Below are 25,916 nucleotides of genomic sequence, written 5' to 3' on the forward strand. Positions count from 1 at the left end.
TGGTGAGAAGTCGGCCATTCGGCGATTTCCCAGTACGAACCCGGTTCGTTGGGGACAATGGCCTCAAAGGGAACCGAAGTTCGGCCCTCACGGGGTCTCTTGGGTGGGTGCGGCGAGCGTGCACAGCACGTCATGAAGGAGCGATTCAGCAGTGTTAAGTCCCCGGTTGCAAGAACACGACTACGTCCTTGATTCCACCGAGGACCTGGTCGCCCAGGACGGCATCGAGGCCGTGACGATTCGTGCCCTCACCAAAGCCACCGGCGTTTCCAACGGCGCTATCTACCGCACCTTCGAATCTCGCGGCGGCCTGCTCGGCCGGGTCTGGATCCGAGCGGAACGCCGCTTCCTGGACCAGTTGACCGGCCTGGTCGAGGAGGCGAAAGCCCAGGCGGGCAGCGAATCCCTGGACGCGGTCTATGCCGCCGCGGAGACCTCGCTGCTGTACCCCGAGTTGTACCCCGGCTCGTCCGCGTGCCTGATGACGGTGCGTCGCGACGACGTGGTGAGTCAGCCGATGCCGGCAGATATCGCCGAGCACCTGCGGGCTCTCGAGCGTGAACTCGTCGCGGTGATGGCCCAACTGGCCGAAGGCCTTTGGGGGCGCAGCGACGACAGTGCGGTCGACCTGATCGCGACCTGCATCATCGACCTGCCGAAGTGGATCGGGTCGCGGGGCGGGCGGTACAGCCTGCCCATCCAGCGCGACTACCTGCGCGCAGCGGTGCGGTCGGTGCTCGAGGTGGGTCCGCCGCCGACCGGGGCAGACCGCGAGCTGGCGGCCAGCGGCGCTCGCCATGGCGCGGCCTGACCGTCTTCAGGAAATCGCCAGGGCGCTGTCCACGGTCGGATAGATCGGTAACACCGCACTCAGCCCGCAGGCATCCACGATCCGTGTGACGATCGGTGCGTGGGTCACCAGCCGCAATTCGACGCCGCGACGACGGCAGTCTTCGGCGGCCTCGGCAAGCACGGTGTAGGCGCAGCAGCCCATGAAATCGACGTCGCTGACGTCAACGATGAACGGTCCGGGCGCGGTGGCAGTGGCAGCCGCTTCGGTCACCAGCTGGCGCCAGGTGTTCTCGTTGCAGGCGTCTACTTCGCCGCCGGCGTGGATCACCACCGCCTCGCCGCTGCGATCGGTGATCGCCCGCAGGGTGCTGCGCGGCTCGCCGAGTTGGTACACCAGGCGGGTGCTGAGTGTGAGGTGTGTGGAAAAAGATTCGGCAATGACCAGGCTCATGGTGCACTCCTAATCGACTAGCGCAAGTCGCGCCGCGATGGATGCCCGCCCTGCATATCTGAAGACAGACAGATTGATCGCCCTGTAAATATCAGTTCTATAACAAGACAGGTCTGTCTGTCTACATGGCTGGGGTAAGAGTACGGTAAGTCACGTTATGACAACGCCCGACGTCACGGGCCCCGGGGGGCCCGCCGTGCCCGCCCGCGAACGAATCCTGAGTGCCGCCTACGACCTGTTCAGTCGGCGCGGCATCAGGGCGGTGGGCACCGAGGAAGTGATCGAACGTGCCGGGGTGGCCAAGGCGACCCTCTATCGGCACTTCGCGACCAAGAACGCGCTGGTGCTGGCCGTACTCGAGCGCCGAGAGCAATTGTGGACGCATGGCCTCATCGAGGAGCGGTCCGCCGCGCTCGGTAGCACTCCCGAAGAGCAGTTGCTGGCGATCTTCGACGTGCTGCACGAGTGGTTCCAGAATCGCGACGGTTTCGAGGGCTGCTCATTCGTCAACGTCCTGCTCGAGTTGGGAGCCGACCACCCCGCCGGAAAGGCGAGCATCGTCCATATCAACAACGTGCGGGAGATTGTGCGCGGGCGGGCGGTGGCAGCGGGTCTGCGCGACGTCGAGGATTTCGCGCGGTCCTGGCAGATTCTGATGAAGGGCGCGATCATGCTCGCGGCGGTCGGTGACACCGATGCCGCCCTGCGATCGCGCAACATGGCCCGAGGGCTCATCGACCAGCATCGCCCACCGGACGGTGTGCACCTCGAAAGGGACCGCGAAGGGGCGGTCGGGTAGCTCAGGCCGCCTTCTCCGGAGCCGGGGTTCCGGTCTTGCGGTAGTGCTCTTCCTCGAGTTCGGCGATGGCGCGGGACGTGCGTTCGCGCAACAGGATGGCCGCGGTGATGCCGCAGATGACGGCGATGACCAGCGCGACCCAGGAGAAACGGGACATCCAGCGTTCGGCGGCCACGCCGGCGTAATAGACCAGGGCGGTAGTGCCCCCGGCCCAGCAGATGCCGCCGCTCACGTTGGCCGCCAGGAATCGTGGATAGGGCATCTTCAACGCCCCGGCCAGCGGCCCGGCGAAGATGCGCAACAGGGCGATGAAGCGGCCGAAGAACACCGCACGAACACCCCAGCGGTTGAATGTCCGCTCGGCCAGGGCAACGTGTCCGGGACCGAAGTGCTTGGGGAATCTGCGGCCGAGGCGGTCGAACAGTGGCATCCCGAAGCGCCGGCCGATCGAGTAGCCGATCGAGTCGCCCACCACCGCGCCGATCACCGCGGCCGCGCCGACGCCGATGGGGTTGACCCCGATCTCGTGATGCGACGACATCAACGCGGCGCTGACCAACACGATCTCTCCCGGCAGTGGAATGCCCAGGCTTTCCACTCCGACGACGCCGCCAACCAGCAGATAGATCGCCAGCGGCGGGATTGAATGCAGCAGGGCGTCCAGATCCATGGATAAAGGATGCCTGACCGCCGCCGGATACGCGGCACAACGCCGTCAGCGAATCCCGGTATGGATCCGGTATGGATACTGTCGTGACGTCAAAACTCAGGACGGCACCGGAGGTCGCGTTGGAATTCAACCTCGCCCAGATAGTTTCGGCGGTGGCCGCCGCCAACCCGGACCGCGACGCCATCGTGTTCGGCGACCGGCGGTTCACCTTCGCCCAGACCGTGCAACGGGCCCGACGGTTCGCACGTGCGCTGCACGAGTGGGGATTCGGCGCCCACCGGGAACGCGCCGAGTTGGCTCCGCACGAATCCGGGCAGAGTCATCTGGGCCTGTATCTGGCCAACTGCAATGAGTTTCTGGAGGCAATGATCGGGGCGTACCAGGCCCGGGTGGCTCCGTTCAACGTCAACTACCGCTACGTCGCCGACGAGTTGGTGTACCTGATCGGCAACGCCAACGCGGATGCGCTGGTCTACCAGGCGCGTTTCGCGCCGACCCTGGCCCAGGCATTGGAACGGGCACCGAAGCCGGTTCGGCTGATCCACGTCGACGACGAGTCCGGAAACGCGCCGCTTCCGGGGGCGGTGCGCTACGAGGAGTTGCTGGCATCCGTTTCCGATGAACCGCTGGATGTGGTGCCCTCGCCCGACGATCTCTACATGCTCTACACCGGCGGCACCACCGGCATGCCCAAGGCGGTGCTGTGGCGCCAGCACGACATCTTCATGAACGCGATGGGCGGCCGGACCTTCGGCACCGGTGAGCCGGTGCGCAGCCTCGAGGAGATCGTGGAGCGCTCCCGGCCCGACGGTCCGGGATCGATGACGGCCGCACCGCTGATGCACGGGGCGGCGCAGTGGGCGGCGTTCATCAACTTGTGTGCCGGGCGGCCGTTCGTGATGGCGCCGACGACCACGCATCTGGACCCGGCTGAAGTGTGGGCGCTGGCCAGCCGGGAACGGGTGGTGTCGTTGTCGATCGTGGGCGACGCGTTCGGCCGTCCGCTGCTCGACGAGCTGCAGAGCGGCTCCTACGACCTGTCCGGGCTGTTCGTACTGGTCACCGGCGGGGCGGCGTTGAGTGCACCACTGAAGCAGCGGTTCGTGGAACTGCTGCCGCACCTGACGATCTTGGACGCCGGCGGCTCCTCGGAATCGGGTGCCCAGATGGGGCAGGTGTCCAGCGCCGCGCAGCAGGTGTCGGGTAGGTTCACGCCCAATCCCGGTGCGGTGGTGGTCAGCGAGGACCTGACGCGGATCCTGTCGCCCGGGGACGACGAGATCGGCTGGCTCGCCCAGCAGGGCCCAATCCCGTTGGGCTATCTCGGCGACGCTGCGAAGACGGCCCGGACATTTCCGGTCATCGACGGGATCCGGCACTCGGTTCCCGGTGACCGGGCCCGGTGGGACGCCGACGGGCAGATCGAACTGCTGGGCAGGGATTCGGTGACCATCAACTCCGGCGGCGAGAAGATCTTCGCCGAGGAGGTCGAGGCCGCGATCAACGAGCACCCCGCCGTCTACGACGTCGTGGTGACCGGCCGTCCCAGTGAGCGGTGGGGAAACGAGGTCGTCGCCCTGGTGCAGCTGGCCGACGGCGCTCACGCCGGCGCCGACGACATCGCCGACGAAATCATCGCCGAGGCCGCGCGCCATATCGCACGCTACAAGCTGCCCAAAGAGGTGATCTTCTGCGCCAAGTTGCAGCGGTCACCGTCCGGTAAGGCCGACTACCGGTGGGCGAAAGAGCAAGCGACACAGGCTAGTTGAAGAATCCGGACTGGTTGTCGCCCCGGTGCCCGGCACCGGAGCTGCTGTTGCCGGCGTTGACGACACCGGAGTTGTAGTCACCCGAGTTGTTGATGCCGGTGTTGTACGAGCCGGTGTTGCTGAAGCCGGACAGTGCGAAGCCGGTGTTGTAGAACCCGACGTTGCCCCGGCCGTCGGAGTTGTGCCAGCCCGAGGTGTAGCCGTAGGCGTCAGGGGTGATGTTCTGGAACCCTGAGGAATCCGAGCCGATGTTGTAGAAACCGGACAGGTTGCTGCCGACGTTGCCGATTCCCGAGTTCGTCACGCCGACAGGGGTTTCCGAGCTACCGTAACCGGTGTTCAGGCTGCCCGAGTTGAACACCCCGGTGTTGGTGTTGCCCGAGCTGAACAATCCGGTGTTCCAGTACCCCGAGTTGAACGCGCCGGTATTGGTGCCGTAGTCGGCGGAGTTGAAGAAACCGGTATTGCCGGAGCCTGCATTGCCGAAGCCGACGTTGTCATAGAACGCGTTACCGGCGCCCATGTTGCCGATGCCGGCATTGTCGAAGCCGAAGTTGGTGCTGCCGCCGTTGCCGAAGCCGGTGTTGACCGATCCCGCGTTCCAGAAGCCGGAGTTGGTTTGTCCGGCGTTGCCGAAGCCCCAGTTGCCGTTGCCCGAATTGAAGAAGCCGACGTTGTTGTCGCCGGAGTTGAAGAAGCCGACGTTGTTGTTGCCCGAGTTGCCGAAGCCGAAATTGCCGACACCGGCGTTCAGCGCGCCGATACCTACCTGGTTGTCTCCGGTCAGGCCGAACCCGACGTTGTTGTTGCCGTTGTTGCCGAATCCGAAGTTGAAACTGCCCTTGTTGCCGAAGCCGACGTTCGAGTCGCCGATGTTGCCGCTGCCCAGGTTGAACGAGCCGGCGTTACCGCTGCCGAAATTGGTGGAGCCGATGTTGCCGCCGCCGCGGTTACCGTCGCCGACATTGCCCGGCCCGAGGTTTCCGTTGCCCTGGTTGCCGCCGCCCAGATTGAGATTGCCGAAGTTGCCGTTGCCCAAGTTCGTATTGCCCCAGTTGCCGCTGCCCAGGTTGGTATTACCGGTGTTGCCGCTGCCCAGGTTGGCGTTGCCGCCGTTGCCGCTGCCGAGGTTGGCGTTGCCGTAGTTTCCGCTGCCTACGTTGGATTTTCCGGTGTTGCCGCTGCCGAGGTTGTTGTCGCCGGTGTTTCCGATGCCGAGGTTCCACACGCCGTTGTTGCCGATGCTGGTATTCAGCGTGGCCAGACCGCCCAGCGCTTCCTGCCAGGAGGTCAGCTGCGCTGCGGCCGCGGATGCTTCACCGTGGTAGCCGGCCAGAGCGGCGACGTCGGCGGCCCACATGGCCTCGTATCCGCTCTCCATGGCGGCGATGGCCGGGGCGTTCTGACCGAATATATTCGAAATCACAAGTTGCACAAGTGCGTTGCGATTGGCACTGACCAGTGCCGGGGGAATCGTGGCCGCCTGAGCCGCTTCGAATGCGCCTGCCACGGCGCTGGATTGGGCGGCGGCGCCGGCGGCATGCGCCGATATCGCGCCCAGCAACCTCGCGTACGGCGCGGCGACCGCGGCCATGGCCGTCGCGGCCGGACCTTGCCAGGCCTGCGCCGCGAGGTTTGAGGTCACTGCCTGGAACGACGTCGCCGCGGTGTCGAGCTCGTCGGCCAGACCGGTCCAGGCCGCGGCGGCTTGCAGCATCGGCGCTGATCCGGCGCCCATGAACATGCGCGCCGAGTTGATCTCGGGAGGCAGTATTTCAAACGTCATGACCCCAACCCTTCTCGCGCGGGGTTCGCTTGCACTAGAGACCGGCTAGACGCCCCGCTACGAACTGCTCATCGAGCAGTCCCGCCGAGTGGATACTAAAAGACGGTGCCAAGGGGTGTGAGCAGAATTCAAAAATTATTCATATTTAAGGTTGGGTAAATATCGGAGTCCATGGATTCGCGGCAGGTCGGGGGAGCCGGTAGACGGCGGGGGCGCAACAACGAGGCCATGACACGCGCGAGAAAAGGGGCCATGGCACGCGCGGAGAAAAGGGGCGTGACACGCGTGAGAAAAGGGGGGCGTCGCGTTGCCAACCAGTCTTGATTCCCCGACCACTCTGCAACGCGACGCTGGGCAACCGTATCGAGAATCAGGACGCCGTAGGTGCGTTTTCACCGAAACCGTCGTCGGCAGGACACGCGTGCTGGTTTTCCGCAGCGCCCTGTCGCGGCGCCGGGCCGTTCTCTTGGAGATTGCCGCCGGCGGCGAGCTAGGCTCGCGAAGTGCCGAACGAGGTGCCGCAGTATCCGATCGAGTCGGTCGACAACGCGCTGAAATTGCTACTTCTGCTCGGTGAGCAGCCCCAGATCCGGTTGAGTGAGGCCACCAAGTACCTGGGCGTCGCGTCGTCGACCGCGCACCGGCTGCTGGCGATGCTGACCTATGGCGGCTTCGTCCGCCAGGATCCGGATTCCAAGGCGTACCTCCCGGGCCCGGCCCTCACCAGCGTGGCCTTCGCGATCTTCGGCCGCATCGACATCCCGCGCACCGCCATGCCGATCATGCGCGGTCTCAGCGAGCGCCTCGGCGAGTCGATTCACGTGGGGATGCTCGACGCCACCAATGTCCGCTTCGTCGCCGCGATCGAAGGACCCAAAGCCGTTCGGGTCGCCTCCCGGTTGGGGCGCACCATGCCGGCGCACTGCACCTCGACCGGCAAGGTATTACTGGCTGGGTTGCCGGAAGGGGAACTGCGACAACTGTTCCCGCGCGAGACATTGGAAAGCATCACCGAGCGCTCGATCGACAGCCGGTCCCGCCTCGAGACCGAGCTGACCCGTATCCGCCGGCAGGGCTACGCCACCAACCGCGAGGAGAGTGAGGAGGGCGTGGCCTCGATTGCGGTCCAGATCCCTATCCGCGCACCGGGATTGCGGCTTGCGCTGAACGCCGCCGCTCCGCAGCAACGGCTGCCCGCCTCGAAGTACGCTCCGGTCGCGGCCGCACTGACCGAGGCGGCCAAAGAGATCGGCGATCAGCTGGGCTGACCGTCCAGACGGGCGACCTCGTGCCGCCAGGCCGACTCTGTGTTGAAGCCAGACCCCAGGTCCGGCAGGTGATCCCAGTCGGCGTCTTCGATATCCCTCAAGGTGCCGCCGGCGGCGCGCACCCGCAATGACATGCGGGCCAGCTCATCGATGCTGATCGCCTGCAGCACAGACTGTTCGATGCTGCCGGCGGCGCTGGTGATGCCGTGACCGCGCAGGATCACTAGCGGCCTGCCGCCCATGGCGGCCACCATTTCCTTGGCCAGCTGCGTATTCCGAATCAGCACCGCGCGTGGGTAGACCGGCACGCCGCCACGAGCCAGCCGCGCGCCGGGAATGTCGAAGGCTCCGTAGACGGGCCGGATCGCGATGCCGGCCAGATCGGCGGCGACGACGGCCGGTGGATGCACGTGGGCGACGGCTCGGTGCCCGGCGTCGGCGCGCATCGTTTCGACGTGGATCGGCAGCTCGTTGGGCACCCGGTAGCCGTCGAGTTCGCCTGGGGCGCCCGCTTTTCCGTCGAGGGTGATGAGGCGGATGTCGCTGGGCCGGGTGAAGGCCACCCCGGTGTCGGTGTCGCTGCGACAACGGATCAGCAGGTGGCCGTCGTCGATACGCAAGCTCAGATGTCCAAGCATGCCGTCGACCAAGCCGCGGGACGCCGCGACGCGACAACCCTGGGCCACCAGGGCGCGCTGAGATGCCAAGTTCATTTCGGCGCTCCCAAGCGGAATCCGCCGTCGGGATGAACCGTCTCGCCGGTGATGCCGCGAGAACGATCCGAGGCCAGGAATACGTAGCTCCAGGCATGGTCGGAGCCGCTCAGCGCGACGTTGAGCGGGGTGCGGGCGGCCAGATCGCTGGCCCGGCCGGGGGAGTCATCCAGCCGGACGTCGCCGAGTCCGAGGCTGGCGAGACCACGCAGGTCGGTGTTGAGGGTCCCGCCCGGCGCCACTCCGTTGACCCGGATCTGCGGGGCCAGGTCGTGCGCCAGCGCGGTCACCAGGCCGCGGACGGCGAACTTCGAGGGCACGTACAGCACGCCGCCGCGCCCCGGGTAGTAGGCCGAGGTGGATTCCGTCAGCACGATCGATGGTCCGGTCCCGTCGCGCAGCGCCGGCAGCGCGGCTTTGGCCGACTGCAGGTGGCTGAGCACATTGGTGCGGAACATCTCGTCGAACGCGGGGGACAGGTCCTCGGCGTCGATGTCGTCGATGCCGCGGTAGAAGTCGAACACCCCGACGCAGTTGACCAGGGTGTCGAGGCCGCCATGGGTGTCTAGCGCGACGGTGACGGCATGCTCGTTGTCGGCGCGGGTGGTGGCGTCACCCTGCACGACCGGGACACCGGGCAGTTCCTCGTCAAGGCGCGCGCATTTGTCCGGATCCCGTTCCAGCACTGCGACTTTGGCGCCCTCGGCCAGGAACGCGTCCAGCACCGCCCGTCCGATTCCCGAACCGGCGCCGACCACCAGAGCCCGTTTGCCGTCAAGCCAGCCGGTCATCGTGATCTTCCGGCTCGTCGGGCAGCAGCGGGGCCTGTGAGTTGCCGACCATGGCCGCCAGCGTACGGGGGTTCTGCCAGGTGAGAGCCTCGACCTCGAGGGCGTCCAGGGTGATCGACCGACCACTTCGGGGGCAGCTGATCAGGAGTCGTGATCCGTTGCGGGTGTCGACCCGCTGGACCAGGACCTCGGTGAATTCGTTCGCCAACGCGATGGGCTCGCCGGCCGGGTTCACAGGAACACCGCCAAGTTCTGCATGCGCAACACCGATTCATCGGCAATGATCTTGCGGCGAGCCAACTTCCAGCAAGCCTGGGTCTCGTTCCAGCGCAGCAGGTCTTCGCGGCCGCAGGACAACAAGGCGGACTCGTTGACATCGCCGCGGCTGCGGAACAGCAATTCGGCCGATTCGACGAGCAGGTGCGTCTGATCCTGTTCGAAGGTGCGCACGTTGGTGACGAAGTGCCGCAGGCGCGACGGGGGATCCTCGGCCCACACGTGCTCTGTGCCCATCCGGGCCATCCGCTGGGTCAGCGAATACTTGTCCTCGTCGAAGTGGTCCATGCCGGGTTTGGGAAATAACGAGGTGTCGAATCCGGCGCCGCGGGCGGTGGTGACGCGGACCGGCATGACGTAGTGGATGTCGTCGGTCATGGTGTCCAGCCACGCCTCATACTGCTGCGCGTCCAGCAGATACGCCTCGTCGACCAAGAACTGGTGGGCTTGTTGATGCCGAATATCGTTGAATGGCAGAGCTTTTCTCACATCGACTCCAGTTGCCGGGCCCACAGTTTGAGCAATTCGCGCTGGTTGTACTCGTTGTAGCCGACCTGCGCCCGGCCCGGCCCGTGGAATGACTGCGGCGGCAGCGCCTCGATCACCGGGCTGTCGTCTGAAAGCAATCCCATCCGGCTGTTCAACAGCAGTCGCCGAGCCATCGAGCCGCCCGCGGTGGTGGTCAGCGACACCCAGTTCTCCACGTCGTCCTGCTCGAACATCCCCGTCGATCCGAAGCACATCAGATACGCCTTGTACGAGTCTTTCTTGAACTGCTCCGGGGCGGCCGAGTCGACGGCGAACCACGAACAGACCTCGGTTTCGTTCTCGCTGATCGGTTGCCACTGCCGGATCGAGATGAAGGGCAGTACCTGCTCGCCCTCGGGAAGCTTGGGCCAGTTGTGCACGAAGCTGAGGTTCGGGAAACAGGTTGCGGCCGAGAACATGAAGCCGTCCTGCGCAACCACTTGCTGCTGCGCCGGTGACCACACCGATTTGATCCGGGCAATCATCTCGTCCGGGTAGCCCACGTAACGCATCCGTTCGTCGAAGTCGCCGGGCGGCAGCTTGTAGGTGGTTCCGCCGCCGTGCCCTGCCCAGTAGGTGGCTCCGTCTTTGCGCTTCTGCGCCTTGGGTTCACGGAACAGGCCGATCTCGACGATCGAGGCGTGCGTGTGCGGGGTGTGGTACATGTCGCCGGAGAAGTTCTCCGCGCCGATCTTCCAATTCGCCTTGATGCGCCATCGCTGCGGACCCCTGACTTGCAGTCCGTGGCTGCTCTGCTTGGTGTAGAAGTCCAGATAGAACGCGAAGTCGCCAAGGAATTCGCGTAACGGCTGCGCGTGCGGGTCCAGACTGATGAAGATCAGTCCGTTGTAGCTGTCCAAATTCGGTGCGGGCAGCAGTGTTTGGCTCTTGTCGAAGCCGTCGTCGCCACCGTAGGCGTCACGGTGGAACGGCAGGCCGGTGAGGCGCCCGTCGTTGCGGTATGTCCAACCGTGGTAGGGGCAGCGGAAATTGGAGGCGTTGCCCATCTCGGCACGGCACACCTGCATCCCGCGGTGCAGGCACATGTTGAAAAGGGCCCGCACCTGACCGTCCGAGTCGCGGGCGATGATGAACGAATCGTCGAGTACGCGGCGCACCACATAGTCACCGTCGTGCGGGATCTCGGACTCGTGCGCCACAAACATCCAGGACCGGTTGAACAGCCGTTCCTTCTCCAGCGCGAACAGATCGGCGTCGTTGTAGATGTGCGCGGGGATCATCCCCTGACGCACGTGCTCGAAAAGTTGCCCGGTCAACCGCACCTCGCCTTCTGCCTGGCCGCGTTTCTGTTCTACAGAACACCATTCTGCCCTGCGGCCACAGCAGTTCAAACGGCAACTCACAGGCGGCTCACATTCAAACTCTGGCGCTGAGGGGGAATTCTGGCATCTGCGGCCTGCAGGGCCGTCGTGTCAGGGGAGGAATCTCAATGAAGTTGTCAAGCCGCCGCAGTGTTAGGCGCGGTGGGTTGATAGGGCCGATGGTCGCGCAGCATGGCCCAGAGGACGTTGAGGCGTCGGCGGGCCAAGGCGAGGACGGCTTGGGTATGGGTTTTGCCTTCGGATCTTTTGCGGTCGTAGTAGTTGCGCGAGGGTGTATCGGTGCGGATGGCGATCTGGGCGGACAGATAGCAGGCGCGCAGCAGGCGACGGTCGTAGCGGCGGGGGCGTTTGCGGTTGCCGCTGATGCGCCCGGAATCGCGCGGTACTGGTGCCAGCCCGGACACGCCGGCCAGGCGGTCGACGGAGTCGAAGGCGCTCAATTCGCCTCCGGTGGCGGCGAGGAATTCGGCGCCGAGCACGACGCCGAAGCCGGGCATGCTCACGATGATCTCGGCGTGGCGGTGGCGGCGAAATCGGTCCTCGATCATCGTCTCAGTCGCGCCAATCTCGGTGTCGAGGGCCATCACCTCCTTGGCCAGCCGGGCGATCATGGTGGCGGCGAGGTTTTGACCAGGCACGATGCTGTGCTGGGCGTTGGCGGCCTCGATGGCTTTGGCTGCGACGGCAGAGGCGTTGCGCGCCTTGCGTTTAGCAAGCCAGGCCGTCAGCCGGGCAGGGCCTGCGCGGCGCAGCCCGTCGGGGGTCTGGTAGCCGGTCAGCAGGATCAGTGCGGCCTTGCTGGTGCTGTAGTCAAAGGCGCGCTCCAAAGCGGGGAAGTATTCCAGCAGCTGGGCTCGCAGCCGGTTGATCGCCCGGGTTCGATCGGCGACCAGATCGGTGCGCCGGCTGGAAAGGATGCGCAGCTCGACGGCGATGTCATCGCCGGGCCGCAGCGGCTGCAGATCACGGCGCATCCGGGCTTGGTCGGCGATGACGGCGGCGTCTTTGGCGTCGGTTTTGCCGTCGCCGCGATAGCCGGCCGAGGCGTGGTAGACGGTGCGGCCGGGAATGTAGAGCAACCGCTGCTCGGAGGCGATGAGCAAGGTAATCAGCAACGCGGCGCCGCCGGCGTTGAGGTCGATCGCCCACGTAATGTCACCGCCGTCGGCCAGCGCCGTCACGGCTCCAATCAGATCCAGCAGCGCCGTTTCGTCGTTAACGACGCGTTGCGACAGCAGCTGAATCCCTTCGACGTTTATGACCACGCAATGGTGGTCGGATTTACCGGCGTCAACACCGGCCCAGACTTGTTGTCTCACAGCCACCTCCGTGATCGTTGTCATCGCTACCAACCCAGCAGACGACCACGCCGACGTGTCCTTACACAGCGATCAAATCGCATCTCTCAATTAGCGGTCGAGTCGTTGCGGGACGACGGGCGGCCAATCCTCCTCGGCCATCAAATACAGCAACCACATGCAAGCCATACCCGACGTCCCTGGGCAATTCGAAGCCTAGAGCTAAGGGCAACGACCACCCTTCAAGAAAGGTAAGGACCACATGCGAAAAATCGGGCCGCGGATGCTGGCCATGATCGAACGGCAGGAGTGGCTCGATCGGCCCAGTTACCGTCTCGAGCACATCCTGACCTTGATGGTCAACGCTCTGGGCCGGATGCGCGACCGGGTGATGAACGCGCTGAACGGCGTCTGGCTCGGACACCCCGTGCATCCGCCGTTGGCGTCGTTGGCCAGCGGCGCGCTCGGGACGACGGTGGCGTTGGACGCGCTGAGCCTGGCGCCGGGACGACGCCCCGCCGACGAGCAGAACACCGCTCAGATCGCGTCGCATGCGCTCGCCCTCGGAATCGTGGCCAGCGTCGCGTCGGCGGTGACCGGGGTGTCGGATTGGCAGCACACCCACCAACGAGACCGGCGTGTCGGGTTGGTGCACGGCGCGGTGAACTCTTTCGCGACGCTCCTCTACGGACTGTCCTGGTGGGACCGTCACCGCGGACGCCACCTCCGGGGAGCGGGGCTGGCGGCCGCGGGCTACGCGATCACCCTGGGCGGCAGTTACCTCGGCGGGGCGTTGGTGTTCGATTCCGGCATCGGCGTCGACCAGTCCGGTGACCGGTTGCGCACCCGCGAGTGGACGCCGGTGCTGCCGGCCAGCGCGCTGAACGGGAAACCGGTGCGCGTCGAGGTGGAAGGCGTGGGACTGGTTGTCTGCCAGAGCAATCCGGGGGAGGTGGCGGCTTTCGGAGAATTCTGCCCACACCTGGCGGCGCCAATGGCCGACGGCTGGGTCGACCGCGGCCGGATCGTGTGTCCCTGGCATGGTTCACGATTCGCGCTGGAGTCTGGCGCGGTGCTGCGTGGCCCGTCGGCGGCCCCGCTGCCGCACTACGAAGCTCGACTGATGGAAGGAAACGTGGAAGTGCGTGGGGTAGCCAATTGAACGCCTATGAAGTGCTCAAGGATCACCATGTGGTGCTGAAAGGGTTGGGGCGCAAGGTCAGTGAGGCGCCGGTGGACAGCCAGGAACGTCATGAGCTTTTCGACGGGATGCTGCTGGAGCTGGACATCCACTTCCGGATCGAGGACGACCTGTACTACCCGGCGCTGGCGGCGGCCAGTGAGCTCATTGCGATCGCCCATGCCGAGCACCGGCAGGTGGTGGATCAGTTGGGCGTGCTGCTGCGTACCCCGCAGAGCTCGCCCAATTATCCGGACGAGTGGAACACCTTCAAGACCGTGCTTGAGGCGCATGCCGACGAAGAAGAACGCGACATGATTCCCGCCCCGGCGCCCGTGCAGATCACTGACGCCGAACTCGAGGAACTCGGCGACAAGATGGCCGCGCGAATCGCCCAGTTGCGCAGTTCGTCGCTGCACAAGCTACGCACCCGCGGTAAGGCGGCGCTGCTCAAGGCGATTTAGGTGGCCGGCCGCCGGCCGATGGCGGCCATCATGATCGGCGTGAATACGCGGATGTTGCCGGCGAACCGGGCAGCTGCCGCGTCGGCGTCCGCACTGGCGATCAGCCCAGCCTCGACCACGGCTGCCCGCAGGCTCTCGAAAGACAATCGGAAGAAGTCGAAACCCGTTGTGCTGGAGTCGATCACCCTGGCCCGGCCTTCGCCGCGGACATCGATCAGCCCGGCGGCGGCCAGATCGGCGACCACCCGGCGGCCGTAGCAACCGGGCGCGTTCTTCGGCGAAGCCCTGGTCGTAGACGTAGTCGCTCGACATGGCGCCAAGGGTATCGGTCGGCGCGGGCGCGCCCCGCAGGCATCGCGGACGCAGCGGGTGGCAGCGAGTAGCCTCCGCCTTGTGAAGGCCGCACCCCCGCCCGTCGCGTCGCAAGGCGACATCTCGGCAGAGATGGCCGCCGCCGCGGCCGGTTACTCGCGAGCCGGCGTAACGGAAGCCGGGCCACGCCTGGACTATCCGCCCTATCGCAGCAGCATCCTGCGGCACCCGGACAACCCACTACTGGCCGTGGATCCCGACGAGATCGAACGCTCGGCACCCTGTTTCGGCCACCAGGACGTCGATCCGCTCGATGCCGACCTGACCGCCGGGTACCCGGGTGAACCGATCGGGGAGCGCATCATCGTGACTGGGCGCGTGCGCGACCAGTCCGGCCGGCCCGTCGCCGGACAGCTGCTGGAAATCTGGCAGGCCAACGCCGCCGGCCGCTACCGGCATCAACTCGACCAACACCCGGCCCCGCTGGACCCGAATTTCACCGGTGCCGGCCGGTGCCTCACCGGGCCCGACGGTTCCTATCGCTTCACGACCATCAAGCCCGGCCCCTATCCCTGGCGTAACCACAGCAACGCCTGGCGTCCCGCGCACATCCATTTCTCGGTTTTCGGGACCGCGTTCACCCAACGCCTGGTCACCCAGATGTATTTTCCCAACGACCCACTGTTCGGCCTCGATCCGATCTTCCAATCGGTTCTCGACCCGACGGCACGGGAACGCCTGGTGGCGCGCTATGACCACGACGTCACCGAACCGGAGTACGCGACCGGCTACCGGTGGGACATCGTCTTGAGCGATCACGTGTTGAGCCGGTACCGATGACTGAAGCAGCCTGTACCCCAGGACAGACCGTCGGGCCGTTCTTCGGCATCGGGCTGCCCTACGCACGCGACCGCGAACTGGTCTGCGACGAGTTTCCCGGCGCCGTCGAACTGCACGGCACCGTCTACGACGGCGCCGGAGCCGGGGTGCCCGACGCACTGGTGGAAATCTGGCAGCCCGACACCGCCGGCCGAATTTCGCGGGCGCCGGGCTCGCTGCGGCGCGACGGGTGGACTTTCACCGGCTGGGGCCGGGCCGCGACCGACGCGGACGGGCACTACTCGTTCACCACCGTGGCCCCGGGTCCCACGAGCACCGCGCGGCCGCGACATTTCGCCGTCGCCATCTTCGCGCGGGGCTTGCTGGATCGGCTGTTCACCCGCGCCTACCTGCCGGACACCGACCTGGACGGCGTACCGGAGTTGACCGCCCTCGAACCCCGGCGCCGGGCGACCATGCGCTGCCATGCCGAAACCGATTCGGGCCGAACCAGATACCGTTTCGATGTGCACCTGCAGGGGCCCGACGAGACGGTGTTCCTGACCTACCGTGACGGTCGGTCGTGACGAACTTGCTGTGGCCCGGTGAGGAACGCGCCGGCGAACACATGACCGACCCGGCGCTGTTGCAGGCCATGGTGGCGGTGGAGTCTGCATGGCTGGGTGCGCTGATGGCCGCAGGCCTGGCGCCGGCCGCGGAGGTGGACCTGCGGCCCCTGGTGGAGGAGCAGGACTGCGCGCGCCTGGCTTGCGGAGCCGAGGACGGCGGCAACCCGGTGATCGGCCTGGTGGCCCTGCTGCGCCAGCGGGCGGGGCAGGCGCTGAGTCCGTGGATACACCGGGGACTGACCAGCCAGGACGTGATCGACACCGCCCTGATGGTGGCTCTACGAGGCGTCATCGCCCAACTCGACGACCAACTGGCAACGCAGATCGACACCCTGTCGGCACTCGCCGACGCGCATCGGGGCACGCCCATGGTCGCCCGCACGCTGACCCAGCATGCCGCGCCCACCTCGTTCGGCGCCAAGGCGGCCGGCTGGCTCAACGGGGTTCTCGACGCCCATGACCGGCTGGTGGCGCTGCGCACCCCGGCTCAGTTCGGCGGGGCCGTCGGAACATGGGCAGCCACGGTGGAATTGGCCCGATCGGGTAGCGGCGCCGCCGATCCGGCCGAGCTCGCTGAACGCGTCGTACGCACTGCCGCAACGACTTTGGGACTCGACTACCGCGTGCCCTGGCATACCGCACGGGGGCCGGTCACGGTGGCCGCCGATGCGCTGGTGGCTTGCACGGACAGCTGGGGCCACATTGCCTCGGACATCGTCACCCTGGCGCGTCCGGAAATCGGCGAACTCGGCGAACCTGCCGGCGCGGGTCGCGGGGGATCGTCGTCGATGACGCACAAGCGAAATCCCGTGTTGTCCATCTTGATCCGGCGGGCCGCGCTGGCGGCGCCGCCGCTGGCGGCCACTTTGCACCAGGCGGCCGCGCTGGCCAACGATGAGCGGCCCGACGGTGCCTGGCATGTCGAATGGGATACCTTGCGCACCCTGGCCCGACGGACCCTGGTGGCGGGTTCGCAGTGCGGCGAACTGCTGGCCGGCTTGCAGGTACACGCCGGACGCATGGCCGAAAACCTCAGTGCCGAAGATCTTCTCGGCGAGCAGCGGGCCATCGCCGAACTGACCGGGAGGGAGCCGTCGCCGACCTACTTCGGCGCGATCGACCGGTTGATCGACGAGAGCTTGCGTGGGGCCCGCCGCGCCGTCGACAACTAGCCGGGCTTCTGCGCCACGATGGCCACCGCGGCCAACCGCTCGCGGTGCCTGCGGAACGTGCCCCGCATCGCCAGCACCCGCCGGCGGGCGTCAGGATGACTGAGCACATTCTTGGCGAATTTGATAGCGCCCCAGAGTCCTTCGTCGGCTATCACCCGCCGCGGCGCCAGCAGCGCCATCGGTGCCGTCGCGACATGCCGCACCACCAACCCGTGGCCACCCAACAACTCCGACCACTCCGCCACCGTCAACGGACGCGCGTTGACCTTGATTGCGCGGGCCAGTGACTGCCGGACGTCGGTGGTGACTTCTTCCGGTAGATCGTCGGGGGTGAGGGCAAGCTCGTGGATCGCATAGCGTCCTCGCGGCCGCAGGACCCGGGCGGCCTCGGCGACGATGGCGTGCTTGGCCGCATCGCCCTGCATCGTCAGCATCGCCTCGCCGACGACCACGTCGGCACTGGCGTCGGGCAAGCCGGTGTCGGCTGCGTCGGTGACCTTCACCTCGCCGTGGCCTGCCAGGACGCCGCGTACCCGGTTGGCCGCATCCGGGTCGGCCTCCGCGCCGACATAGGAGCGGGGGCCGCGGGCGATGATCTCCGCCGCGGTCCGGCCCAACCCCGGAGCCAGCTCGAGCACGTCGGCGTTGGCCACCTCGGCGCGGGCCAGCAGGGTGCGGGTGAGCTCGACGCCCCCCGGGCGGAGTACCCGCTTGCCCAACCGGGCCAGCAGCCAGTGCCCCGGGACGTGCGCGTCGTCTCGGCCGGACAGGGGGAGGGGCTCTTTGTTGGAAGTCATAGTGGTGTGTGTTGCTGCACTGTAAGGTAGCGCAGCCCGGTCCGGCGATTGACCCCGGGTACGGGATTTGTACAATCTGTATTGTGTAAACTCGCTAGTCCACGCCGCACGCGCTTGGGAAAGGGTGAGTGACTCGCCATGGCAGATCCTGATACAGAACAGGAATCGACCGGTCGCCGCCGCGCGGTGCTGCGGATCCTGCGCGCTTCCCGCACGCCTTTGAGCATCGTCGCGATCGCGAAAAAGCTGAGCGTGCATCCCAACACCGTCCGCTTTCATCTGGACACCCTCGTCGGTGAAGGCCGGGTGGAACACGTGCAGCCGACTCGCCGCGGCCCCGGCCGCCCGGCGCTGATGTTCCGCGCGGTGCCGCAAATGGATCGCGAAGGAACCCGGCAGTACCGGCTGTTGGCCGAGATCCTCGCCATCGGCCTTGCCTCCGAGCCGGATTCGGCTTCCCGGGCGGTGGCCGCGGGCCGGGCCTGGGGCGAGCGGCTCGGATCACCCGCGTCCGAGCCGGACGCCGAGCAGTCCGTCGCTCACCTGATCGACGTGCTCGATGACCTGGGCTTCGAGCCCGAGCTACGAGCCGCCGGTGGCGAACAACAACTCGGGCTACGGCATTGCCCGTTCCTCGAACTCGCCGAACGGCAATCGAGCGTCATCTGCCCCATCCACCTCGGGCTGATGCGCGGTGCCCTCGAGACATGGGCGGCACCGGTGACCGTCGAGCGCCTGGAAGCCTTCGCCGAACCGGATCTCTGCCTGGCCCACCTGGCGCCGGCGGGCGTGGAGAGGTGAACGCTGGACGCGCCACGGAAGTGGCCGTGACCTTCGTCTGGCTCGGCATGGTGCTGGCCATCTCGTTCCTGGAAGCGCCGCTGAAGTTCCGGGCGCCGAACGTGACTCTGCAGATCGGCCTGAGCATCGGCCGGTTGGTTTTCCGCGCGCTCAACACGGTGGAGGTCGCGTTCGCCCTGGTCGTCGGAGCGTTGGTGATCGCCGGTCCCACTCCGCCGCGGATCATTGTGGCGTTTTCGGTCGCCGCTGTCGCGCTGGCCGTCCAGCTGATCGCGGTGCGGCCCCGCCTGACGCGGCGTTCCGACCAGGTACTTGCCGGGTTGGATGCGCCGCGCTCCCGCGCCCACTACGCCTACGTCGGTTTCGAGGTGGTCAAGGTGGTGGCGTTGCTCGTGGCGGGGATACTGCTATTGAACAACTGAAAGGTGATGGCCATGGAATCCATCTCGCTGAACGACCTGGCGGCCGAGAAGCTGGCTGAGGCGCGTCAGTCGCACAGCGGCCGCGCCGCCCACACCATCCACGGCGGCCATACCCACGAGCTGCGGCAGACCGTGCTGGCCCTGCTGGCCGAACACGAGCTGGCCGAACACGACAGCCCCGGTGAGGCCACCTTGCAGGTGCTGGAGGGTCACGTGCGGCTGACCGCCGGCGACGACGCGTGGGAGGGCAAGGCCGGTGACTATCTGGCCATCCCGCAGGTGCGACACGCCCTGCTCGCCGTGCAGGACTCGGTGGTGATGCTGACCGTACTGAAGTCTCAACCCGGCGCTTCGCACTGACCGTGCTCGCCACGCCCTGGTCGCAAGACTTCGGCTTGCGGGTACCGATCGTCAACGCACCCATGGGCGGGGTCGCGGGAGGTCGGTTGGCGACGGCGGTGACCGCGGCCGGCGGGCTGGGGATGGTTGGGATGGGCAGCACCGCCACCCGGTCGTCACTGGCGGCCGAACTGCGTCAGGTGCACGGGCGGTTCGGGATCGGACTGGTGGACTGGGTGATGCGCAGCCAGAGCGGGCTCCTGGATGACGCGGTTGCCGCTCGCCCGGCGCTGCTGTCGGTCAGCTTCGGCACCGACCTGTCCTGGGTCGCTGCCGCGCGGGATGCCGGAATACCCACCGCTACACAGGTTTACGATGCGGACGACGCCCGCCGGGCGGCGGACGCGGGCGTCGACGTCCTGGTGGCGCGCGGAGCCGAAGGCGGCGGCCACGGCGAGGTGCGGCTCGCGACGCTGCCGTTGCTGGATGCGGTGCTGGATGTCGTGTCGCTGCCGGTGCTGGCCGGCGGCGGGATCGCCTCACCCCGCAGTCTGGCCGCGGTACTGGCCGCCGGCGCCGCCGGGGCGTGGGTGGGCACCCGGTTGGCGGCCTGCCCGGAGGCGCTGACCGGTGGGCCGGGCCGTGCGGCCCTGATCGCGGCGGCCGGGACCGACACGCAGGTCACCCGGGTCTTCGACGTCGCCGCCGGGCTGCCGTGGCCGGAACGTTTTCCGTCACGGGTGTTGACCGATGATTTCGCCGCGCGCTGGACCGGCCGCGAGGAGGCACTTGCCGGCGACCCGGACGCGTGTGCCGCGCAGTCGGCACCGGTCGACGCGGGGCAGGGCGTCGGCATGGTTCGCGACGACGCCACCGTGGGTGAGGTCATCGAGGCGATGTGTTCGGGCGCGGCGGAGTTGCTGTCGCGGTGGGCGCGCTGACCACGCCACCCGTCACGCCGGCGCAACCCAGCACCAAGTGCACGCGCCGGCACGACGGTGCTCACCCTCGAAGATTCGTGAGTACGACACAACAGCACGCCGGGAGTATCGGGCGCGGCTGACGCGGCGACTCAGACGCCGCGCAGATACCTCTTGGCGATGACCCGTTGAGCCACCGTCACGAACGGCCCGCCCATTTTGCTCAGCAAGGTGGCGGGCCGCGAGAACGCGGAGACCTCGGCATACACCGCGTCGGTGCTCGGGTCGTAGCGGACGGCGAAGCGTTCCTCGCCGGATTCCGGATGGCCCGGCAGCGTGCCGTAGGCGAAGCCGCGGACGTTCGGTTCCTCGATCACGTACACCACCCGGCACGGCGCACGCAGCACGCCCAGCATCGTGACGACAACGACGGACGAGACGGCGACGGTTTCGGTGCTGGCGGTCACTCGCAGCCCGGCGCCGCGTTGCATGCCCCAGTGCATGAGGGACTTGGCCGCCTGTTCGAAGCGGTCTCTCCCGGTGCCGATCTGGGCGGACACGCTCATGTGGTCATACCCCGGCGGGAGTTGATCAGCGGCGGTCGCGCCCACTTCCTGATAGGTCAGTTGTTGCTGGGCGAGCGCGTGCAGGTCCACCTGGCCAGCTTGCCACGCCCGCGGTCAGCAGCGGTCTTCGGTCGTAGGATCGGTCGCGTGGATTGGCTGACCGGCGATCGGCATCACAACGCGCGGGAGCGAATCTATGACGCGGCGGCCGCACTGGTCGAGTCGCGCGGTTTCGATCGGCTCAGCATCGATGTCATCGCCCGCAATGTCGGGTGTTCGCGGGCAACGGTTTACCGTCACGTCGGCGGCCTCGAGGCCATCCGCGACGCGCTCCTGACCCGCGCCACGGCCCAGGTCGCCGAGACGGTTGCGGAGTCGGTCCGGTCCGTGCCCGATGACGAGCGGATGGTCGCCGCAATCCTGATGTCTCTCAAGGTCGTTCGTGCCCATCCGATATTCGCGGCGGTGGGTTCGTCGACGGCGACGGCCCGGCTCGTCGAGCAGACACTGATCGGTTCTCCGCGGATTCCCGCGGCGGCGGCCACCATCGCCGGCCTGCCCGATGACGACCCGTTGGCGGCGCTGTGGATGGTGCGGGTGGTGCTGGGCCTGCTGTACTGGCCCGTCACCGAGATCGAGGGTGCGGAGGAGGCGATCGTGCGCCGCTTCGTCGCTCCGATGTTCGGCTGAGCAGATCTCGAAGGCGAACGCGCGTACGGTCGTAGAGGTGGCTGCACAAGTATCGGACAAATTCACACTGGGTAGCGACCTGACCGTCAATCGGCTCGGCTTCGGTGCGATGCGCCTGACCGGTGACGGCGTGTGGGGTCCACCCGCTGACCGCGACGAGTGTGTGCGGGTGCTGCGGCGCGCGGTCGAGCTGGGCGTGAATTTCATCGACACCGCGGATTCCTACGGGCCGTATGTCTCCGAGGAGCTCATCCGCGAGGCCTTGCACCCGTATGCCGGTCTGGTGATCGCCACCAAGGCCGGGCTGCTGCGCACCGGGCCGAATGTCTGGATCCCCCTTGGCAATCCGAGCTATCTGCGCCAGGAGTGCGAGATGAGCCTGCGGCGTCTCGGCGTCGAGACGATCGACTTGTACCAGTTGCATCGCATCGACCCGAACTTCCCGCTGGCCGACCAACTGGGCGAGTTGGTCACGTTGCAGGGTGAAGGCAAGATCCGCCATATCGGCCTGTCGGAGATCGACGTCGACCAGCTCAACGCAGCGCGGGAGATCGCGCCGATCGTGTCGGTGCAGAACATGTACAACCTGACGTCCCGCAAGGCCGAGCCGTTGCTGGATGTTGCGACCACCCAGGGCATCGGTTTCATTCCGTGGTTCCCGCTGGCATCGGGCCCGCTGGCGGCACCGGACGGGCCCCTGCAGAAGATCGCCGCCGCGCACGACGCGACGCCGTCGCAGCTGGCCTTGGCCTGGTTGCTCAAACGGTCGCCGGTGATGCTGCCGATCCCGGGCACCTCGCGCGTGTCCCATCTCGAAGAGAATGTCGCCGCTGCCCAGATCAGCCTCACCGATCAGGAATTCGAGGCCCTGTCGGCGGCCGGTGCCGAGCAGAGCAGTTGATTGGTCATCGCTGACCCGCGCCTGGGCGGCATCGGCGGGGTCTTCCGGCCAAACCGGTTCAGCGCATTCGGAACGCGGGACGGCGCTCTAATACGGTGTCCTGGTGACACACGACCGGGTTCCTCACCCCGGCGGGGGATTCAACCCGCCCGAGCCGACCGACAAGGGCGGCCCGGACTACCACCGATTCATCGAGGGGGTGCGCCGGCTGCAGGATCACGCCCGAGCCGTCGATGCGCCCGATGAAGTGATCACCGAAGCCGCCAACCGACTCGAGGAATTGTCCGCACTGCTGACGCCCTTCGACGCCGACGAATGGCAGTCGCCGTCGGGTCGCCGGATGGACCTGCCGATGCGCGGGAACGTGCTGACCATTCCGATGAGCGCGCGCAAGACCGACGATGGCCGGGTCGAGGGCTGGGCCCGGTTCGCCCGCTTCCACCTCGGCCGCAACGGAGCCGTGCACGGCGGTTCGCTCGGGATGCTCTTCGACACGGTGCTCGGCCTGACCGCTTCGGTGCTGACGGGCAGCAGCCGTCAGCGCACCGCGTACCTCAAGATCGACTACCGCAACATCGTGCCGATCGAAAAAGAGCTGCAATTCGACGCCGGGGTCGACAGCGAGGACGGACGCAAAATCTTCGTGTCGGGCCGGTTGAGAGACGGGGACACCCTGCTGACCGAAGCCGACGCACTGTTCGTGCGGCTCAAGCCGGGGCAGCCCTGAGACGGCGCCCCGATAGCATGGTCCCCGATCGCTTGCTAACCGACTGAGCATGGGAGACAAACCCGATGACCGCCGCCGCACAGCCCCTCCCAGCAGCCCCGATCCGGGTTCCTGCCGGGACCACCGCGGCGGCTGCCGTCGGCGAGGCCGGGCTGCCCAGGCGCGGTTCACCCGACGCGGTCGTGGTCGTCCGGGACGCGGACGGAAAGCTGCGTGACCTCAGCTGGGTGCCGGACGCCGACGTCGAGGTCACCCCGGTGGCGGCCAACACCGACGACGGTCGCAGCGTGATTCGCCACTCGGCGGCACACGTGCTGGCCCAGGCCGTGCAGGACCTGTTCCCGCACGCCAAGCTCGGCATCGGCCCGCCCATCACCGACGGCTTCTACTACGACTTCGACGTGACCGAACCGTTCACGCCCGAAGATCTGGACAAGCTGGAAAAGCGGATGCGTCAGATCGTCAAGGAAGGTCAGCTGTTCGACCGGCGGGTCTTCGAGTCCAAGGACGAGGCGCGCGAGGAGCTGGCCAACGAGCCTTTCAAGCTGGAGCTCGTCGACGACAAATCGGGTGACCCGGATGTTATGGAAGTGGGTGGTGACGAGCTCACCGCCTACGACAACCTCAATCCGCGCACCCGCGAACGAGTGTGGGGCGATCTGTGCCGCGGGCCGCACATCCCCACCACCAAGCACATCCCGGCGTTCAAGCTGACCCGAAGTTCGGCCGCGTACTGGCGGGGAGACCAGAACAACGCGAGCCTGCAGCGCATCTACGGCACGGCGTGGGAGTCGCAGGAGGCGCTCGACCGCCACCTCGAGCTGATCGCCGAGGCGCAGCGCCGCGACCACCGCAAGCTGGGCGTCGAGCTCGACCTGTTCAGCTTTCCCGACGAAATCGGTTCCGGCCTCGCGGTTTTCCACCCCAAGGGCGGAATCATCCGTCGGGAGCTGGAGGAGTATTCGCGGCGCAAGCACGAACGGGCCGGCTACGAATTCGTCAACACCCCACACATCACCAAAGAACAGCTCTACATCACCTCGGGACACCTGGAGTGGTACGCCGACGGGATGTATCCGCCCATGCACCTCGACGCGGAGTTCAACCCGGACGGCACCGTGCGCAAACCCGGCCAGGATTACTACCTCAAGCCGATGAACTGCCCGATGCATCACCTGATCTACCGGTCGCGCGGCCGCTCGTATCGCGAACTCCCGTTGCGGCTCTTCGAGTTCGGCAGCGTCTACCGGTATGAGAAATCCGGCGTCATCCACGGTCTGACCCGGGTGCGGGGGATGACGCAGGACGACGCGCACATCTACTGCACGCTCGACCAGATGCGCGACGAGCTGACGTCGGTGCTGCGCTTCGTGCTCGACCTGCTGGCCGACTACGGCCTGAACGACTACTACCTGGAGCTCTCCACCAAGGACCCCGACAAGTACGTCGGCTCCGACGAGGTGTGGGAGGAGGCCACCGAGATCCTGCGCGAGGTCGGCGAGGCCTCCGGTCTGGAACTGGTGCCCGACCCCGGCGGCGCGGCGTTCTACGGGCCCAAGATCTCCGTTCAGGTCAAGGACGCGCTGGGCCGCAGCTGGCAGATGTCGACGCTGCAGGTCGACTTCAACATGCCGGACCGCTTCGAGCTGGAGTACACCGCCTCCGATGGGACGCGGCAGCGTCCGGTGTTGATCCACCGGGCGCTTTTCGGGTCGATCGAGCGGTTCTTCGGCATCCTGACCGAGCACTACGCCGGCGCGTTCCCGGCCTGGCTGGCGCCGGTGCAGGCGGTCGGCATACCGGTGGCGGACGAGCACATTGCCTACTTGGAAGACGTTGCGGCGCAATTGAAATTGCACGGTGTGCGGGTGGAGGTGGACACCAGCGACGACCGGATGGCCAAGAAGATCGTGAACCACACCAATCTCAAGGTGCCGTTCATGCTGCTGGCCGGCGACCGCGACGTACAGGCGGGCGCGGTGAGTTTCCGGTTCGGTGACCGCACCCAGATCAACGGGGTGCCGCGCGACACCGCGGTAGCGGCCATCTTCGACTGGATCGCCCGCCGCGAAAATGCCGCTCCCACAGCCGAACTGATGGAAGTCCCGGAGACCGGCCGGGAGGTTGGCCGTGAGTGACCCCGGTGCTGACGACACGATCCACGACCGCGGCGTCGGCCAGCGGGACCATCTGCAGCGGTTGTGGACGCCGTACCGGATGAACTACCTCGCCGAGTCGCCCGCGACCCGGGATGACGCCAGCCGCGGCGAGCCGTTCACCGACATCCCACAGATGTCCGACGAAGAAGGCTTGGTGGTGGCCCGCGGCGAACTCGTCTACGCCGTACTGAACCTCTACCCGTACAACCCCGGCCACCTGATGGTGGTGCCCTACCGGCGTGTGTCTGAGCTCGAGGACCTCACCGAATCCGAGAGCGCCGAGGTGATGGCCTTCACCCAAAAGGCGATCCGGGTGATCAAGAAGGTGTCCCATCCGCACGGCTTCAACGTCGGCATGAACCTCGGCACTTCGGCGGGCGGCTCGCTGGCCGAGCACCTGCACGTGCATGTCGTCCCGCGGTGGGGCGGTGACGCGAACTTCATCACCATCGTCGGCGGCTCCAAGGTGATACCGCAGCTGCTGCGCGAGACGCGCCGGCTGCTCGCCGACGAGTGGGCCCGGCAGTCATGAGG

At 66.8% G+C, this 25,916-nt stretch carries 30 protein-coding genes; 18 read left to right on the forward strand and 12 right to left on the reverse strand.

The window, feature by feature from the left end; translation table 11 throughout:
• Window positions 1-151 precede the first annotated feature (151 nt).
• Window positions 152-811 carry a TetR/AcrR family transcriptional regulator gene (locus C0J29_RS11870; protein ID WP_065044974.1) on the forward strand — a complete coding sequence of 220 codons (660 nt, stop codon included), beginning with the start codon at window positions 152-154 and terminating at the stop codon, window positions 809-811.
• 6 nt (window positions 812-817) lie between these two features.
• Here C0J29_RS11870 and C0J29_RS11875 read toward each other — a convergent pair whose 3' ends face one another.
• Window positions 818-1,243, reverse strand: a complete 426-nt coding sequence (locus C0J29_RS11875; protein ID WP_065044975.1) for an anti-sigma factor antagonist — start codon at window positions 1,241-1,243, stop codon at window positions 818-820.
• A gap of 157 nt (window positions 1,244-1,400) precedes the next feature.
• Between C0J29_RS11875 and C0J29_RS11880 the strand changes: the two genes are divergently transcribed.
• Window positions 1,401-2,042, forward strand: a complete 642-nt coding sequence (locus C0J29_RS11880; protein WP_065044976.1) for a TetR/AcrR family transcriptional regulator — start codon at window positions 1,401-1,403, stop codon at window positions 2,040-2,042.
• A 1-nt stretch (window position 2,043) separates the two neighbouring features.
• Here C0J29_RS11880 and C0J29_RS11885 read toward each other — a convergent pair whose 3' ends face one another.
• Complete coding sequence (locus C0J29_RS11885; protein WP_065044977.1) at window positions 2,044-2,712, reverse strand: DedA family protein; 669 nt, start codon at window positions 2,710-2,712, stop codon at window positions 2,044-2,046.
• Between the two features lie 119 nt (window positions 2,713-2,831).
• Between C0J29_RS11885 and C0J29_RS11890 the strand changes: the two genes are divergently transcribed.
• Window positions 2,832-4,481, forward strand: a complete 1,650-nt coding sequence (locus C0J29_RS11890) for an acyl-CoA synthetase (RefSeq protein ID WP_120794689.1) — start codon at window positions 2,832-2,834, stop codon at window positions 4,479-4,481.
• Here the strand turns inward: C0J29_RS11890 and C0J29_RS11895 are convergent.
• On the reverse strand, window positions 4,474-6,267 hold the full coding sequence (locus C0J29_RS11895; RefSeq protein WP_120792437.1) for a PPE family protein: 1,794 nt from the start codon (window positions 6,265-6,267) through the stop codon (window positions 4,474-4,476). The genes C0J29_RS11890 and C0J29_RS11895 overlap by 8 nt on opposite strands.
• A gap of 503 nt (window positions 6,268-6,770) precedes the next feature.
• On the opposite strand from C0J29_RS11895, the gene C0J29_RS11900 reads away from it, so the two are divergent.
• A complete protein-coding gene (locus C0J29_RS11900; protein ID WP_120792438.1) occupies window positions 6,771-7,535 on the forward strand; it encodes an IclR family transcriptional regulator in 765 nt (254 codons plus the stop codon).
• Here the strand turns inward: C0J29_RS11900 and phtC are convergent.
• The 6 genes from phtC to C0J29_RS11930 all read right to left on the reverse strand — a co-directional run bounded on the left by phtC (window position 7,523) and on the right by C0J29_RS11930 (window position 12,511).
• Window positions 7,523-8,248 (reverse strand): 3,4-dihydroxyphthalate decarboxylase, encoded by a 726-nt coding sequence (gene phtC / locus C0J29_RS11905; RefSeq protein WP_120792439.1) that lies wholly within the window; start codon window positions 8,246-8,248, stop codon window positions 7,523-7,525. The genes C0J29_RS11900 and phtC overlap by 13 nt on opposite strands.
• Window positions 8,245-9,039 (reverse strand): 3-(cis-5,6-dihydroxycyclohexa-1,3-dien-1-yl)propanoate dehydrogenase, encoded by a 795-nt coding sequence (hcaB, locus tag C0J29_RS11910; RefSeq protein ID WP_120792440.1) that lies wholly within the window; start codon window positions 9,037-9,039, stop codon window positions 8,245-8,247. The genes phtC and hcaB overlap by 4 nt, the downstream gene beginning before the upstream one ends.
• Window positions 9,023-9,274, reverse strand: a complete 252-nt coding sequence (locus tag C0J29_RS11915) for a dihydrodiol dehydrogenase (protein ID WP_065045585.1) — start codon at window positions 9,272-9,274, stop codon at window positions 9,023-9,025. Before C0J29_RS11915 ends, hcaB begins: the two co-directional genes overlap by 17 nt.
• Window positions 9,271-9,804, reverse strand: coding sequence for a 3-phenylpropionate/cinnamic acid dioxygenase subunit beta (locus C0J29_RS11920; protein ID WP_120792441.1), 534 nt, complete (start codon window positions 9,802-9,804; stop codon window positions 9,271-9,273). Before C0J29_RS11920 ends, C0J29_RS11915 begins: the two co-directional genes overlap by 4 nt.
• Window positions 9,801-11,084 (reverse strand): Rieske 2Fe-2S domain-containing protein, encoded by a 1,284-nt coding sequence (locus tag C0J29_RS11925; protein WP_120792442.1) that lies wholly within the window; start codon window positions 11,082-11,084, stop codon window positions 9,801-9,803. Before C0J29_RS11925 ends, C0J29_RS11920 begins: the two co-directional genes overlap by 4 nt.
• 218 nt (window positions 11,085-11,302) lie before the next feature.
• Window positions 11,303-12,511, reverse strand: coding sequence for an IS110 family RNA-guided transposase (locus tag C0J29_RS11930; RefSeq protein WP_172834827.1), 1,209 nt, complete (start codon window positions 12,509-12,511; stop codon window positions 11,303-11,305).
• A gap of 235 nt (window positions 12,512-12,746) precedes the next feature.
• On the opposite strand from C0J29_RS11930, the gene C0J29_RS11935 reads away from it, so the two are divergent.
• Window positions 12,747-13,646: a Rieske (2Fe-2S) protein gene (locus C0J29_RS11935; RefSeq protein ID WP_120792443.1), complete on the forward strand. Its 900-nt coding sequence runs from the start codon at window positions 12,747-12,749 to the stop codon at window positions 13,644-13,646.
• Entirely contained in the window at window positions 13,643-14,128 is a 486-nt protein-coding gene (locus tag C0J29_RS11940; RefSeq protein WP_120792444.1) for a hemerythrin domain-containing protein, read from the forward strand. The genes C0J29_RS11935 and C0J29_RS11940 overlap by 4 nt, the downstream gene beginning before the upstream one ends.
• Here the strand turns inward: C0J29_RS11940 and C0J29_RS11945 are convergent.
• Window positions 14,125-14,373 (reverse strand): hypothetical protein, encoded by a 249-nt coding sequence (locus C0J29_RS11945; protein ID WP_120792445.1) that lies wholly within the window; start codon window positions 14,371-14,373, stop codon window positions 14,125-14,127. The genes C0J29_RS11940 and C0J29_RS11945 overlap by 4 nt on opposite strands.
• Window positions 14,374-14,572: 199 nt before the next feature.
• Here C0J29_RS11945 and pcaH point away from each other — a divergent pair, with 199 nt between their 5' ends.
• Genes pcaH through C0J29_RS11960 form a run of 3 tightly spaced genes read left to right on the forward strand, consistent with a single transcriptional unit; the run spans window position 14,573 to window position 17,060 of the window.
• On the forward strand, window positions 14,573-15,280 hold the full coding sequence (gene pcaH, locus C0J29_RS11950) for a protocatechuate 3,4-dioxygenase subunit beta (protein ID WP_120794690.1): 708 nt from the start codon (window positions 14,573-14,575) through the stop codon (window positions 15,278-15,280).
• A complete protein-coding gene (pcaG, locus tag C0J29_RS11955; RefSeq protein WP_120792446.1) occupies window positions 15,277-15,846 on the forward strand; it encodes a protocatechuate 3,4-dioxygenase subunit alpha in 570 nt (189 codons plus the stop codon). Before pcaH ends, pcaG begins: the two co-directional genes overlap by 4 nt.
• Window positions 15,843-17,060, forward strand: a complete 1,218-nt coding sequence (locus C0J29_RS11960; RefSeq protein WP_120792447.1) for a lyase family protein — start codon at window positions 15,843-15,845, stop codon at window positions 17,058-17,060. The genes pcaG and C0J29_RS11960 overlap by 4 nt, the downstream gene beginning before the upstream one ends.
• Here C0J29_RS11960 and C0J29_RS11965 read toward each other — a convergent pair.
• Window positions 17,057-17,857 carry a class I SAM-dependent methyltransferase gene (locus C0J29_RS11965; RefSeq protein ID WP_120792448.1) on the reverse strand — a complete coding sequence of 267 codons (801 nt, stop codon included), beginning with the start codon at window positions 17,855-17,857 and terminating at the stop codon, window positions 17,057-17,059. The genes C0J29_RS11960 and C0J29_RS11965 overlap by 4 nt on opposite strands.
• 138 nt (window positions 17,858-17,995) lie before the next feature.
• On the opposite strand from C0J29_RS11965, the gene C0J29_RS11970 reads away from it, so the two are divergent.
• The 4 genes from C0J29_RS11970 to C0J29_RS11985 are packed head-to-tail and all read left to right on the forward strand — an operon-like array spanning window position 17,996 to window position 20,360.
• Window positions 17,996-18,658, forward strand: coding sequence for a helix-turn-helix transcriptional regulator (locus C0J29_RS11970; protein ID WP_120792449.1), 663 nt, complete (start codon window positions 17,996-17,998; stop codon window positions 18,656-18,658).
• Complete coding sequence (locus C0J29_RS11975; protein ID WP_120792450.1) at window positions 18,655-19,080, forward strand: hypothetical protein; 426 nt, start codon at window positions 18,655-18,657, stop codon at window positions 19,078-19,080. The genes C0J29_RS11970 and C0J29_RS11975 overlap by 4 nt, the downstream gene beginning before the upstream one ends.
• A 12-nt stretch (window positions 19,081-19,092) precedes the next feature.
• On the forward strand, window positions 19,093-19,440 hold the full coding sequence (locus C0J29_RS11980) for a cupin domain-containing protein (protein ID WP_120794691.1): 348 nt from the start codon (window positions 19,093-19,095) through the stop codon (window positions 19,438-19,440).
• A gap of 2 nt (window positions 19,441-19,442) precedes the next feature.
• Window positions 19,443-20,360 (forward strand): NAD(P)H-dependent flavin oxidoreductase, encoded by a 918-nt coding sequence (locus tag C0J29_RS11985; protein ID WP_120792451.1) that lies wholly within the window; start codon window positions 19,443-19,445, stop codon window positions 20,358-20,360.
• Window positions 20,361-20,491: 131 nt separating this feature from the next.
• Here C0J29_RS11985 and C0J29_RS11990 read toward each other — a convergent pair whose 3' ends face one another.
• Window positions 20,492-20,995 (reverse strand): DUF1990 domain-containing protein, encoded by a 504-nt coding sequence (locus C0J29_RS11990; RefSeq protein WP_120792452.1) that lies wholly within the window; start codon window positions 20,993-20,995, stop codon window positions 20,492-20,494.
• 57 nt (window positions 20,996-21,052) lie between these two features.
• Here C0J29_RS11990 and C0J29_RS11995 point away from each other — a divergent pair, with 57 nt between their 5' ends.
• The 5 genes from C0J29_RS11995 to C0J29_RS12015 all read left to right on the forward strand — a co-directional run bounded on the left by C0J29_RS11995 (window position 21,053) and on the right by C0J29_RS12015 (window position 25,914).
• Window positions 21,053-21,595 carry a TetR/AcrR family transcriptional regulator gene (locus tag C0J29_RS11995; protein ID WP_120792453.1) on the forward strand — a complete coding sequence of 181 codons (543 nt, stop codon included), beginning with the start codon at window positions 21,053-21,055 and terminating at the stop codon, window positions 21,593-21,595.
• Between the two features lie 37 nt (window positions 21,596-21,632).
• Window positions 21,633-22,496, forward strand: a complete 864-nt coding sequence (locus C0J29_RS12000) for an aldo/keto reductase (protein ID WP_162951444.1) — start codon at window positions 21,633-21,635, stop codon at window positions 22,494-22,496.
• A gap of 103 nt (window positions 22,497-22,599) precedes the next feature.
• On the forward strand, window positions 22,600-23,223 hold the full coding sequence (locus C0J29_RS12005) for a PaaI family thioesterase (RefSeq protein ID WP_120792455.1): 624 nt from the start codon (window positions 22,600-22,602) through the stop codon (window positions 23,221-23,223).
• A 65-nt stretch (window positions 23,224-23,288) separates the two neighbouring features.
• On the forward strand, window positions 23,289-25,361 hold the full coding sequence (gene thrS, locus C0J29_RS12010) for a threonine--tRNA ligase (protein ID WP_120792456.1): 2,073 nt from the start codon (window positions 23,289-23,291) through the stop codon (window positions 25,359-25,361).
• Entirely contained in the window at window positions 25,348-25,914 is a 567-nt protein-coding gene (locus C0J29_RS12015; RefSeq protein WP_120792457.1) for an ATP adenylyltransferase, read from the forward strand. The genes thrS and C0J29_RS12015 overlap by 14 nt, the downstream gene beginning before the upstream one ends.
• Window positions 25,915-25,916 lie beyond the last annotated feature (2 nt).

It is taken from the genome of Mycobacterium paragordonae, from assembly GCF_003614435.1.
Classification (GTDB): Bacteria; Actinomycetota; Actinomycetes; order Mycobacteriales; family Mycobacteriaceae; genus Mycobacterium; species Mycobacterium paragordonae.

What these genes read in the sequence shown, in the direction of transcription:
- C0J29_RS11875 (WP_065044975.1), bottom strand. Translation starts at nt 1,243, where the DNA reads ATGAGCCTGGTCATTGCCGAATCTTTTTCCACACACCTCACACTCAGC.
- C0J29_RS11880 (WP_065044976.1), top strand. Translation starts at nt 1,401, where the DNA reads ATGACAACGCCCGACGTCACGGGCCCCGGGGGGCCCGCCGTGCCCGCC.
- C0J29_RS11885 (WP_065044977.1), bottom strand. Translation starts at nt 2,712, where the DNA reads ATGGATCTGGACGCCCTGCTGCATTCAATCCCGCCGCTGGCGATCTAT.
- C0J29_RS11895 (WP_120792437.1), bottom strand. Translation starts at nt 6,267, where the DNA reads ATGACGTTTGAAATACTGCCTCCCGAGATCAACTCGGCGCGCATGTTC.
- phtC (WP_120792439.1), bottom strand. Translation starts at nt 8,248, where the DNA reads ATGAACTTGGCATCTCAGCGCGCCCTGGTGGCCCAGGGTTGTCGCGTC.
- hcaB (WP_120792440.1), bottom strand. Translation starts at nt 9,039, where the DNA reads ATGACCGGCTGGCTTGACGGCAAACGGGCTCTGGTGGTCGGCGCCGGT.
- C0J29_RS11925 (WP_120792442.1), bottom strand. Translation starts at nt 11,084, where the DNA reads ATGATCCCCGCGCACATCTACAACGACGCCGATCTGTTCGCGCTGGAG.
- C0J29_RS11935 (WP_120792443.1), top strand. Translation starts at nt 12,747, where the DNA reads ATGCGAAAAATCGGGCCGCGGATGCTGGCCATGATCGAACGGCAGGAG.
- pcaH (WP_120794690.1), top strand. Translation starts at nt 14,573, where the DNA reads ATGGCCGCCGCCGCGGCCGGTTACTCGCGAGCCGGCGTAACGGAAGCC.
- pcaG (WP_120792446.1), top strand. Translation starts at nt 15,277, where the DNA reads ATGACTGAAGCAGCCTGTACCCCAGGACAGACCGTCGGGCCGTTCTTC.
- C0J29_RS11965 (WP_120792448.1), bottom strand. Translation starts at nt 17,857, where the DNA reads ATGACTTCCAACAAAGAGCCCCTCCCCCTGTCCGGCCGAGACGACGCG.
- C0J29_RS11970 (WP_120792449.1), top strand. Translation starts at nt 17,996, where the DNA reads ATGGCAGATCCTGATACAGAACAGGAATCGACCGGTCGCCGCCGCGCG.
- C0J29_RS11980 (WP_120794691.1), top strand. Translation starts at nt 19,093, where the DNA reads ATGGAATCCATCTCGCTGAACGACCTGGCGGCCGAGAAGCTGGCTGAG.
- thrS (WP_120792456.1), top strand. Translation starts at nt 23,289, where the DNA reads ATGACCGCCGCCGCACAGCCCCTCCCAGCAGCCCCGATCCGGGTTCCT.